The organism is Inquilinus limosus (genome assembly GCF_002195995.1).
GTDB classification, from domain to species: domain Bacteria; phylum Pseudomonadota; class Alphaproteobacteria; order DSM-16000; family Inquilinaceae; genus Inquilinus; species Inquilinus limosus_C.
In genome coordinates this window covers 1-10,974 of the sequence record NZ_NHON01000143.1, presented here as the reverse complement: position 1 = coordinate 10,974, position 10,974 = coordinate 1, and the positions used below count along the sequence as shown (strand labels likewise).

General features: G+C 70.0%; 10 protein-coding genes. 2 read left to right on the top strand and 8 right to left on the bottom strand.

What is annotated here, in order from left to right:
* Window positions 1-176 precede the first annotated feature (176 nt).
* Entirely contained in the window at window positions 177-1,235 is a 1,059-nt protein-coding gene (locus BWR60_RS33915) for a citrate synthase/methylcitrate synthase (RefSeq protein ID WP_088157398.1), read from the top strand.
* A 171-nt stretch (window positions 1,236-1,406) separates the two neighbouring features.
* Here BWR60_RS33915 and BWR60_RS33910 read toward each other — a convergent pair whose 3' ends face one another.
* The 7 genes from BWR60_RS33910 to BWR60_RS33880 form a co-directional block, all read right to left on the bottom strand.
* A complete protein-coding gene (locus BWR60_RS33910; protein WP_088157396.1) occupies window positions 1,407-3,086 on the bottom strand; it encodes a calcium-binding protein in 1,680 nt (559 codons plus the stop codon).
* 81 nt (window positions 3,087-3,167) lie between these two features.
* Window positions 3,168-4,073, bottom strand: a complete 906-nt coding sequence (locus BWR60_RS33905; RefSeq protein ID WP_144445853.1) for an endonuclease III domain-containing protein — start codon at window positions 4,071-4,073, stop codon at window positions 3,168-3,170.
* Window positions 4,074-4,312: 239 nt separating this feature from the next.
* Complete coding sequence (locus BWR60_RS33900; protein ID WP_088157392.1) at window positions 4,313-5,068, bottom strand: SDR family NAD(P)-dependent oxidoreductase; 756 nt, start codon at window positions 5,066-5,068, stop codon at window positions 4,313-4,315.
* 25 nt (window positions 5,069-5,093) lie between these two features.
* Window positions 5,094-6,701: a GMC family oxidoreductase gene (locus BWR60_RS33895; RefSeq protein ID WP_088157390.1), complete on the bottom strand. Its 1,608-nt coding sequence runs from the start codon at window positions 6,699-6,701 to the stop codon at window positions 5,094-5,096.
* Window positions 6,702-6,947: 246 nt separating this feature from the next.
* Window positions 6,948-7,775, bottom strand: a complete 828-nt coding sequence (locus BWR60_RS33890; RefSeq protein ID WP_088157388.1) for a carbohydrate ABC transporter permease — start codon at window positions 7,773-7,775, stop codon at window positions 6,948-6,950.
* Between the two features lie 3 nt (window positions 7,776-7,778).
* Window positions 7,779-8,660 carry a carbohydrate ABC transporter permease gene (locus BWR60_RS33885; RefSeq protein WP_088157386.1) on the bottom strand — a complete coding sequence of 294 codons (882 nt, stop codon included), beginning with the start codon at window positions 8,658-8,660 and terminating at the stop codon, window positions 7,779-7,781.
* Between the two features lie 104 nt (window positions 8,661-8,764).
* Entirely contained in the window at window positions 8,765-10,084 is a 1,320-nt protein-coding gene (locus tag BWR60_RS33880) for an ABC transporter substrate-binding protein (RefSeq protein ID WP_088157384.1), read from the bottom strand.
* Window positions 10,085-10,437: 353 nt separating this feature from the next.
* Here BWR60_RS33880 and BWR60_RS37865 point away from each other — a divergent pair, with 353 nt between their 5' ends.
* Complete coding sequence (locus BWR60_RS37865; protein WP_218823808.1) at window positions 10,438-10,677, top strand: DUF2630 family protein; 240 nt, start codon at window positions 10,438-10,440, stop codon at window positions 10,675-10,677.
* Between the two features lie 108 nt (window positions 10,678-10,785).
* Here BWR60_RS37865 and BWR60_RS33870 read toward each other — a convergent pair.
* Window positions 10,786-10,974 (bottom strand): DUF2630 family protein (locus BWR60_RS33870; protein WP_144445852.1); only part of this gene is annotated, 189 nt, incomplete at its 5' end.

The window sequence follows — 10,974 nt, the reverse complement described above, 5'->3', positions numbered from 1 at the left end:
CCCTACCCCCCTCCCACAAGGGGAGGGGGGACTCGTCGGGGTCGGCGCATCCCTGTCCTGCCCTCCCGCTCATGATCCAACCTGCTCCAAAGTCTATATATTGATCGCATCTATCAAGATTGACAACCTATGCCGCCGGATCGACCTCTTGTGCACCTGCGAAGAAGGAGGTCGAGATGACGACAGGACTGGACGGGATCGTCGCCGCCGAGACGGTGATGAGCCTGGTGGACGGGCAGCGCGGCGTGCTGGTGATCCGCGGCCTGCCGGTCGAGGACGCGGCCCGGACGCTGGATTTCGAGGGCGTTCTGGCGCTGCTGTGGGACGGCTTCGCCGACACCGCCGACCTGAAGGCCTGGCTGGGCGCCGCCCGCGCCGCCGCCTTCCGCCATGTGCCGCGGCTGCTGCCGGCCGCCGCCGGGCTGCCGCCGATCGACGGGCTGCGGGCGATGATCGCCGGCCTGGCCGATGATGCCGACGGTTCACCGCTCGGCCTGGTCGCGGCGATGCCGGTGTTCCTGGCGGCGCTGGTGCGCCAGGCGAAGGGCCAGGCCCCCGTCACGCCCGACCCGAAGGCCGGCCACGCCGCCGACCTGCTGCGCATGCTGGCCGGCAGGCTGGCCGACCCGGCGCTGGCGCGGGCGCTCGACGCCTATCTGGTCACCGTGTCCGACCACGGCCTCAACGCCTCCACCTTCGCCGCCCGCGTCGTCGCCTCGACCCTGGCCGGCACCGTGGCCTCGGTCACCGCCGCGCTGTGCGCGCTCAAGGGCCCGCTGCATGGCGGCGCGCCGGGGCCGGTGCTGGACATGCTCGACGCCATCGGCGGCGCCCAGGCCGCGCCGGGCTGGATCGAGGCGGAGCTCGCGGCCGGCCGCCGGCTGATGGGCTTCGGCCACCGCATCTACCGCACCCGCGACCCGCGCGCCGATGTGCTGAAATCGGTGGTGGCCGGCCTGTCCAGCCCGCGCATCGCGTTGGCCGAGGCGGTGGAGAAGGCGGCGCTGGTGGCGCTGCACAAGCACAAGCCGGACCGACCGCTCGACATCAATGTCGAGTTCTACACCGCCCTGGTGCTGGACGCGGTCGGGCTCGACCGGTCGCTGTTCACCCCGGCCTTCGCCGTCGGCCGCGTCGCCGGCTGGACGGCGCATGTCCTGGAGCAGGAGCAGACCGGCCGGCTGCTGCGGCCCGACAGCCGCTATGTCGGCCCGGCGCCCAGCCTGGCGGCGTAGCGAACGAGCCCTTGTATGTTGCCTCTCCCGCCTGGCGGGAGAGGTCGGACGTCCGCAGGACGGCCGGGTGAGGGCTGGCCCCGGCCTCGACGAACTCCCCTCACCCGGAGCCGCTTCGCGTCTCCGACCTCTCCCGCAAGCGGGAGAGGCAACGCAAACCGCTTCTCCGGATTACACAAACGCGAAGTCGCCCGCCACCAGCGAAGCCCGGTCGACGCCGAGCAGGATCAGCTTGTCGTCGGCGTCGAGCGCGATCACGGTGCCGTCCGCGCCATAGTCGGCGGCATGCGCCATGACCTCGGCGAAGCTGGCGAAGACGTCGCGGTCGAACAGGATCACGTCGCCGGCCGCGTGGCTGAAATCGGTGACCACGTCGCGGCCGAAGCCGGGCTGGATCACGAAGACATCCGCCCCGGCGCCGCCGGTCATCCGGTCGTCCCCGGCACCGCCATAGATCCGGTCATTGCCGCTGCCGCCGGAGATGATGTCGCCGCCGTCGCCGCCGACCAGCCGGTCGTCGCCGCCCAGCCCGCCGAGCCGGTCGTCCCCGGCGCCGCCGCGCAGGGCATTGGCGCCGGCATCCCCCTCCAGCCGGTCGGCGAAGGCGCTGCCCAGCAGGTTCTCGATGCCGGCATAGCTGTCGCCGGCGGCGGCGCCGGTGTTGCCCGCCGGCCGGTCCAGGCTGGCCTGCACCCCGGCGAGGCTGGTGGCGTAGCCCGCGGTGTCGATGCCGTCGCCGCCGTTCAGGCTGTCCGCCCCGGCCCCGCCCTCCAGCAGGTCGTCGCCGGCGCCGCCGCTCAAGCTGTCATCGCCCGCCCCGCCGGCCAGATAATCCTTGCCGGCACCGCCATCGGCGATGTCGTTCGCCGCGCCCAGCAGCAGCACGTCCGGCCCGGCGGTGCCGTCATGGGTCGGGGAGCCGTTCTCCTGCAGATAGACGTCGGAGCCGTTGTTGGTGTCGCCCGGCGCCAGCGCGTCGTCGGTGGCGATCACGGTGACGCTGCCGTCGGCCGTGGTGTCGGTGGCCAGCGCGCCGCTGACCGATTGCTGCCCGGTGCTGTCGTCGTCGACCACCAGCTGGCCGTCGACGAAATGCACGTGGTAGCGCGGGCCGTCATATTCGGAATCGGCCCCGAGATAGACACTGGTCCCGGCATCGAGGTCGCGCAGATACCAGCCGTTCTGTCCCGAGCCCAACTCGGTGTCGTACTGGTAGACGGCGTATTTCGCGTCATCGGTGACCGTGATGTGATAGGCGTCCTCGAGGGTGATCTCCTGGCCGGTCGCTGCCAGATAGAGGGAGGCGGGGTGAAGATACCCGGCGATGCCCAGATATCCCTCATAGACCCAGACCGCGGCGCCGTTTGCCAGCATGACCGGGGGGCCGTCGAACTGATAGGCGTCACGGCCGACTCCGAGGTAGTCAGTGGTGCCGGTGGCCAGGTTCTTGACCATCGCGAAGACACTGTGGCCGTTGATGGTGTCGGCCCAGGCCACCAGGTTGCCGTCGCCGGAGATGAGCGGGTTCTCGCGCAGGATGGTGTCAAACTCCGGATCGCCGGAGACGCGGCTGTAGGATTCGTCCGCGCCGACCACGAGATTGAGCGTGGCGCGGTCGTCGGGCACGCCGGGGCCGCCGGCGCGGAGGACGACGGTGCCGACCGTGGGATCGGCATAGGCATGCGACAGGTGGATCGAGCTGCTCCCGGGCTCCACCTGGTAGAGCTGCAGCGGGGAGCCGTCGCCCCAGTTGACCACGAGCCGGGTGGCGCCGTTCAGGGCGACGTCCAGCCCCAGGGCCTGGCCGCTGGTCGGGTCTGGCGAATAGGCGATGTTGCTGATGAGCGGCATGGGAACCCTCCGAGATGGGAATCGGGTTCACGTCCTCGCAGTCGGGCGAGCCTCCCAGCACTCCCTTTTCTCGGAAAGTTATCAGATCGACGAGAGATCGGACATGGCTGGAGAGGATTTTGGGGAAGAAATCAGGTTTTGTTCACAATGAAGGACGGCGCGCGGAGGATTCGATGCTGAATCCGACGGGCCGCCGGCGATGAAGCCTGGCCGGAGCGGAGCCGGCCGGGGCCGGATCTGGCCCGGCGGCGCCCGAAGACTTTCGGCCGGGGCGGGGAAGGGCAGGGCCAGCTGGCGGACCCGGTGCTCCGGCGCGGGGCGGATGCGGCCGCGGCTCGGGCACAGCTCCCGCACCGGGCAGCTGCCGCAGCGCGGCCGCCGGTCGGTGCAATGATCGTGGCCCAGGCGCTTGACCAGCCAGTGGAGCCGCTCGATCCGGTCATTGTCCCAGTCGGGCGGCAGCATCGCCAGCAGCGGCTCGTGCGCCGCCTCGGCGCCGGCGCGGCGCGAGATCAGGCCGAGCCGCTTGGCGGTGCGGTGATGCCCGGTCGAGACCGGCAGGGCGCGCATCCGCAGCCGGCTGAACAGCAGCACGGAGGCCGCCGTCTTCGGGCCGACGCCCGGCAGCCGCTGCAGCCAGGCGGCCGCGTCCGCGACCCCGAGCCCGGCCAGGAAGTCCAGCTCCAGCCCGCCGCGCTCGGCCTGCAGGGCGCGCAGCGCCTCCTGCAGGGTCAGGGTCTTCTTGTCCGGCCAGGTGGTGCGGCCGACCAGCCGCTCGACCACCGCCGGGTCGGCAGCCAGCAGATCCGGCCAGCGCGGGAAGCGCACGCGCAGCAGGCGGAGGGCGGCCATCGCCACCTCGTCCCGGGTGCGGGCGGACAGCAGCGCGAGGACCAGCACCTCGACCGGGTCCGGATACAGCCAGCGCGGCGGCGGCCCGAAGGCGGCGGCCAGGGCGGCATCGATCCGGATCAGGCGTGCGGGCATGGCGTCGACCATGCCGGCAGTCTAGAACAAAATAAGAACAAAGGCGAGTCGGATTGGCGGAACGCTCTTGCAGAACCGACGCGTCGCCTCTCCCGCCTGGCGGGAGAGGTCGGGCTCGCGTTAGCGAGGCCGGGTGAGGGCTGGCCCAGGCCTCGACAAACTCCCCTCACCCGGAGCCGCTTCGCGTCTCCGACCTCTCCCGCAAGCGGGAGAGGCAATGCAAAGCCGGTCTTAAGTCGTCACCACGCCGTGTACCCGCCGTCCGGCCCGAGGATGGCGCCGGTGAAGAAGCCGGAGGCGTCGGCCGCCAGGAACAGGGCGGTGGCGGCGATCTCCCAGGGCTCGCCGCAGCGCGCCATCGGGGTCATCTCGATCCACTGGTCGTACCACTCGGTCTTGGTGCGGCCGGCCAGGGTCATGTCGGTGGCGATGTAGCCCGGGGCGATGGCGTTCACCCGCACCCCGTGCGGCGCCCATTCGCAGGCCAGCGACTTGGTCAGCAGGTGCACCGCGGCCTTGCTGGCGTTGTAATGCGCCTGGCCCTGCGGCTTGTTGACGATGATGCCGGACATCGAGCCGATGTTGATCACGCTGCCGCGCTTCGCCGCCACCATGTGCCGGCCGAAGGCGCGGGCGCACCAGAACACGGCGTTGACGTTCAGGTCCATGACCTTGCGCCATTCCTCGTCGCTGGTCTCCAGCGCGTCGCTGTTGCGGGCCATGCCGGCATTGTTCACCAGGATGTCGACCCGGCCGTGCTTCGCCTGGACGCCGTCGGCCGCCTTGGTCACGGCGTCGGGGTCGGTGACGTCGAGATGGATGAAGTCGCCGCCCACCGCCTTGGCCGTCTCGGCGCCGATATCGGCCAGGATCTCGGCCACCACCACCTTGGCGCCGGCCTCGGTCAGCGCCTCGCAGGTCGCCCGGCCGATGCCGCGGCCGCCGCCGGTCACCACCGCCACGCGGCCGGAAAGATCGAATTTCTCGCGGTACATGGTCGTCTCCATCAACGGACAGGGATCAGTTCGGAATGAGATCAACCGCCCGGTCGGCGAGGGCCAGGACCGGGGCGTTGGTGTTGCCGCTGGTCACCCGCGGCATGATCGAGGCGTCGATGACGCGCAGCCGCTCCACCCCGCGCACGCTCAGCGTGCGGTCGACCACGGCCATCGGGTCGCCCTCCGGCCCCATGCGGCAGGTGCCGACCGGGTGGTAGTTGGTCTTGACTGTGCGCCGGCAATGCGCCGCCAGCTCCTCGTCGCTGGTGGCTGCGTCGCCGGGGAAGATCTCGCCGGTCACCATCCGCCGCACCGGGTCGGCCGCCAGCACCCGGCGGGCGAAGCGCAGCCCGGCGACCGACAGGCGCAGATCCTCCGGGTCGCCGAAGAAGGCGCAGTCGATCAGCGGCGGGTCGGTCGGGTCGGCCGAGCGCAGCGCCACCGACCCGCGCGCCTTCGGCCGCATCAGGCAGGCGTTCAGCGTCACCCCGTCGGTCGGCGCCACGCCGGTGACGTCGCGGTCGAGATAGACGGTCGGCACGCAGTACAGCTGCAGCTTCGGGTCGCTCTGGTCCTCGCCGTCCGGGTCGATGAAGGTGCAGGCCTCGACCCCGGTGGTGGTCACCGGCCCGGTCTTGAACAGCAGGTATTGCAGCCCGGCCTTGAGCATCGGCAGGCCCCGGTCCTGGCCGAAATAGCCATAGGCGCCGTTGGTGGCGGCCACCACCGGCACCTCGTGATGGTCCTGCAGGTTGGCGCCGACGCCCGGCAGGTCGGCCTTGACCTGGATGCCGTGCCGGCCCAGCGCCTCGGCCGGGCCGATGCCGCTGAGCATCAAGAGCTTGGGCGAGGCATAGGCGCCGGCGGCCAGGATCACCTCGGCCCCCGTCGCCCGGCGGCTCTGCCCGTCCTTGACGTAGTCGACGCCGGTGGCGCGGCCGCGCTCGACCAGGATGCGGGTGACGACGGCGCCGGTCTCGACCGTCAGCTTCGGGTCGCGCAGCACCGGGGCCAGGAAGGCGGCGACGGCGCTGCAACGGGTGCGGGTGGCGGCGTCGATGGTGTGCTGCATGAAGCCGACGCCGGCCTGCTCGCCGCCGTTGAAATCCGGCCGGTAGGGCATGCCCATGCCCTGCAGCGCCTGGACGAAGGCGCGGCTCATGGTGCAGTGCTGGCCGAGATGCGAGACCTTCAGCGGCCCCTCGGTGCCGTGGAACGGCGCACCGAGATGGTCGTTGCCCTCCTGCTTGACGAAATAGGGCAGCAGGTCGGCCCAGCCCCAGCCGGAGCCGCCGCCGAGCTCGGCATCCCAGCTGTCGTAGTCCTGCGGCCGGCCGCGCATATAGACCATGGCGTTGACTGCGCTGCCGCCGCCCAGGAGCTTGCCGGTCGGGATGATCGGGGCGCGGCCGCCCAGCTGCTCCTGCGGCACGGTCTGGTTCAGGGTCAGGTAGGTGTCCTGGTTCAGGAACTTCATGTAGCCGGCGGGCATGTCCAGCAGGCGGCTGCCGCGCCGCCCCCCGGCCTCCAGCAGCAGCACCCGGGCGCGCCGCTCGGTCACCAGCCGGCTGGCGACGACGCATCCCGCGCTGCCGCCGCCGACGATGATGAAGTCGTAGCCGTCAGCCATGATGGGCGATGGTCCCGGGGTGGATTGGGATGGTCAGGCACGACTCCCTCCGAGTCCCCCCTCCCCCTGCGGGAGGGGGGTAGGGGGAGGGGGTTCGATCCGCCGGAGCCGATCTTGATGGATAGGAGCAGCCGACAAGGTCGTTCGGCTTCTCCGCGCCGGAGCTTGCTGCCACAACCCCCTCCCCCAACCCCCTCCCGCGAGGGGAGGGGGGACTCACAAGGAGAGGCCTGGGAGAGCTCCTGCTCACTTCACCGCCCCGAAGGTCAGGCCGCGGACCAGCTGGCGCTGCGACAGCCAGCCCAGCACCAGGATCGGCGCGATGGCCAGCGTCGAGGCGGCGGAGAGCTTGGCCCAGAACAGCCCCTCCGGGCTGGAGAAGGAGGCGATGAAGGCGGTCAGCGGCCCGGAATCCGGCCCGGTCAGGTTGATGCTCCAGAACGCCTCGTTCCAGCTCAGGATGATGGTCAGGAGCGAGGTCGAGACGATGCCCGGCAGGGTGGTGGGCAACAGGATGTGCACCATCTCCTGCCACGACCCGGCGCCGTCCACCCGCGCCGCCTCCAGGATCTCCTTCGGGTAGTCGCGGAAGTAGGTGTAGAGCATCCACACCACGATCGGCAGGTTCACCAGGGTCATCAGCAGGATCATGCCGACGACCGAGTTGAGGAGGCCGAGGTCGCGGAAGCCCATATACATCGGCACCAGCACGCCGACCGCGGGCATCATCTTGGTCGACAGCATCCACAGCAGGGTGCCGTCGGTGCGTTTGGTCGGGAAGAAGGCCATCGAATAGGCGGCCATGCCGCCGAGGATCAGGCACAGGAAGGTCGAGCCGAAGGAGATGTAGACCGAGTTCAGCGCGTAGCTGACATAGTCGATGCGCGAATTGACCGCGGCATAGTTCTCCAGCGTCGGGGTGAAGAAGAGCGACGGCGGGGTGGCGAAGGCGTCGATCTCGGTCTTGAAGCTGGTCAGCACCATCCAGCCGATCGGGAAGAACAGCACCAGCCCGACGGCCCAGCCCAGGATGGTGACGCTGACCGCTTGCGTCCGGCTGCGTTGCACGGCCATGGCTCAGCCCCCCTTCTTGAGCGTGCGGGCCAAGGCGCGCACCAGGAAGAAGGCGACGATGTTGGCCAGGATCACGGCGACCACGCCGCCGGCCGAGGCGCCGCCGACATTGAACTGCTGCAGCCCGTTCCGGTAGACGAGATAGGTCAGGTTGGTGCTGGCCGTGCCCGGCCCGCCATTGGTGGTGACCAGGATCTCGGCGAAGATCGCCAGCAGGAAGATGGTCTGCACCATGATGACCACGCCGATGGCGTGCATCAGATGCGGCAGCACGATGAAGAAGAACATCGCGATCGGCCCGGCGCCGTCGATCCGCGCCGCCTCGCGCTGCTCATGGTCCAGCGACTGCAGCGCGGTCAGCAGGATCAGGATGGCGAAGGGCAGCCACTGCCAGGCGACGATGATGATGATGGTGGCCAAGGGCGCCTGGCTGAGCCAGTCGATCGGCTCCAGCCCGACCGAGCGCGCCACCCAGGTCAGGACGCCGGAGACCGGGTGCAGCAGCAGGTTCTTCCACACCAGGGCGCTGACCGTCGGCATGACGAAGAACGGCGCGATCACCAGCACCCGGACGATGCCGCGGCCGGGGAAGGGCTGGTCCAGCAGGATGGCGATCAGCGTGCCCAGCACCACGGTGATCGCCAGGACGGAGGCGACCAGGATCAGCGTGTTCTGGATCGCCGACCAGAAGGCCGGGTCGGTCAGCAGGTAGGTGTAGTTGTTGAAGCCCGCGAAGCCGCGCCGCAGCGGGTTCATCAGGTTGTAGCGCAGGGTCGAGAAGTAGATCGTCGCCGCCAGCGGCACGAAGGTCCACAGGATCAGGACCGTGACCGAGGGGGCGAGGAGCAGCGCTGCCTTGCGCCGGGTCGAGGCGATGGCGGCCATGGCGTGCGTCCTTTCCTTGCGCGGGAGCGCGGGCGAAGCCGTCCTTACCTCCCCCTCCGCAAGGGAGGGGGAGGGTTCACAGGGACAGGTCGGGGATCAGGAGCTTACTTATACCCGCCCTGGGTCACGGCGCGGTCGGCGGCGTCCTGCGAGGCCTTGAGGGCCGCGTCGATCGTCTCCGAGCCGGCGAGGGCGGCGGCGATCTGCTGCCCGACCTCGGTGCCGATGGCCTGGAACTCCGGGATGCCGACGAACTGCACGCCGGTATAGGGCACCTTCTCGACCGTGGCGTCGTTCGGGTCCGCGGTCTCGATCGCCTTCAGCACGAAGGACGCGAAGGGCGCGGCCTTCTGGTACTCGGCATTGGCGTAGGTCGAGCTGCGGGTGCCGGGCGGGACCACGGTCCAGCCGTCGCTCTTGGCGACCTTCTCGATATAGGCCTTGGACGTGGCCCAGGCGATGAACTTCTTGGCGGCGTCCGGCGACTTGGTCGATTTCGGCACGGCCAGCGCCCAGGACCACAGCCAGTGGTTGCCCTTCGGCGACTTGGCGATGGGCGCCTGGGCGAAGGCGACCTTGTCGGAGACGGTCGAGTCCTTCGGGTTGTACAGGTAGCCGGCGGCTGAGGTGGCGTCGATCCACATCGCGCATTTGCCGCTGGCGAACAGGGCGCGGTTCTCGTTGTGGCCGTTCGACGGCGCGCCCGGGGGGCCGTAGTTCTTCAAGAGGTCGACATAGAAGGTGATCGCCTCCTTCCACGCCGGGGTGTCGATGGTCGGGTTCCAGCTCTCGTCGAACCAGCGGCCGCCATAGGTGTTCACCAGCGGGCCGACGAAGGCCATGTTCTCGCCCCAGCCCGGCTTGCCGCGCAGGCACATGCCGTAGATCTCGTGCGACGGGTCGTGCAGCTTGGCCGCGAATTCCTTGATCTGGTCGTAGGTCGGCTGCTCCGGCATGGTCAGCCCGGCCTTCTCGAACAGGTCCTTCCGGTAGAAGGTCATCGAGCTTTCGGCGTAGAAGGGCAGGGCGTACAGCTTGCCGTCATGCGACAGGCCGTCGCGCACCGGCTTCAGCACGTCGTCCAGGTCGTAATCGGCCGGCAGGCCGTCGATCGGCAGCAGCCAGTCCTGCGCGCCCCAGATCGGCACCTCATAGGTGCCGATGGTCAGCACGTCGAACTGCCCGCCATTGGTGGCGATGTCGGTGGTGACGCGCTGGCGCAGCACGTTCTCCTCCAGCACCACCCAGTCGAGCGCGATGCCGCTCTCCTTCTCGAAGTCCTTCGACAGGCGCTGCATGATGATCATGTCGGCGTTGTTCACCGTGGCGATGGTCAGCTTCTGCTGGGCCATCGCCGACCCGGACGCCAGCAGCAGCGCCAGCGCGCCCGCTCCGGCCAGGGCCTTGCACATCTTCCAGGGCATGGTGTGGGCCTCCTCGGTTGTTCCTCCAAAGCCGCGTCTGCCGCGGTCTCGCTCTCCTGCCGGCTGGAAGCCTACGCCAAACCGGGCGGCGGCGCCTGACGGACGATCGGGCGGGCTTGTGAATCTGCTCGCACGATGAACAGATGTTCATGCCGCAGCCGGCCGGAGTCAAGCGGAGAGGTGCGGGCGGCTCCGGCTGCATTGCACCTTGGTCGAAGGCCCGCGGGATCGGGGCCCGTCCCGGGTGTCCGGGGGCGCGACCCGGCGCCGCGAGGCCCTGGCGCGGCCCGCGCTTTGCGCTAATCTCGATTCGGGAAAGGGCCGTTCGCGGCCGCGAGGGGAGACCAGCCAGAGTGACGACCGACCAATCCGTGCTCAACCGCATCGAGAAGCTGGTGACCGAGGAGGAGGCGCTGTGGGCCCGCGGCCGGCCGAGCGACGGCGAGCTGAAGCGGCTGAAGGAGATCCAGGTCGAGCTGGACCGCGCCTGGGACCTGCTGCGCCAGCGCCGCGCCCGCCGCGAATACGGCCAGGACCCGGACGACGCCCATCTCCGCCCCGCCGGCATCGTCCGCACCTATCGCGACGAATGACGGGCCGCGACGAGTAGGGGGCGGGGACAGGCCGGCCCTTGTTCCCCTCTCCTCGGGGAGAGGGGAACAAGGGCCGGCCTGTCCCCGCCCCCTACTCGTCGCGGCCCGTCATTCGTCGCGATAGGTGCGGACGATGCCGGCGGGGCGGAGATGGGCGTCGTCCGGGTCCTGGCCGTATTCGCGGCGGGCGCGGCGCTGGCGCAGCAGGTCCCAGGCGCGGTCCAGCTCGACCTGGATCTCCTTCAGCCGCTTCAGCTCGCCGTCGCTCGGCCGGCCCGACCACCAGGTCGAAGGGAT

Coding starts and splice junctions, on each gene's coding strand:
- BWR60_RS33905 (WP_144445853.1), bottom strand. CDS start 4,073: ATGCCCGCACGCCTGATCCGGATCGATGCCGCCCTGGCCGCCGCCTTC.
- BWR60_RS33885 (WP_088157386.1), bottom strand. CDS start 8,660: ATGGCCGCCATCGCCTCGACCCGGCGCAAGGCAGCGCTGCTCCTCGCC.
- BWR60_RS33880 (WP_088157384.1), bottom strand. CDS start 10,084: ATGCCCTGGAAGATGTGCAAGGCCCTGGCCGGAGCGGGCGCGCTGGCG.
- BWR60_RS33915 (WP_088157398.1), top strand. CDS start 177: ATGACGACAGGACTGGACGGGATCGTCGCCGCCGAGACGGTGATGAGC.
- BWR60_RS33890 (WP_088157388.1), bottom strand. CDS start 7,775: ATGGCCGTGCAACGCAGCCGGACGCAAGCGGTCAGCGTCACCATCCTG.
- BWR60_RS33895 (WP_088157390.1), bottom strand. CDS start 6,701: ATGGCTGACGGCTACGACTTCATCATCGTCGGCGGCGGCAGCGCGGGA.
- BWR60_RS33910 (WP_088157396.1), bottom strand. CDS start 3,086: ATGCCGCTCATCAGCAACATCGCCTATTCGCCAGACCCGACCAGCGGC.
- BWR60_RS33900 (WP_088157392.1), bottom strand. CDS start 5,068: ATGTACCGCGAGAAATTCGATCTTTCCGGCCGCGTGGCGGTGGTGACC.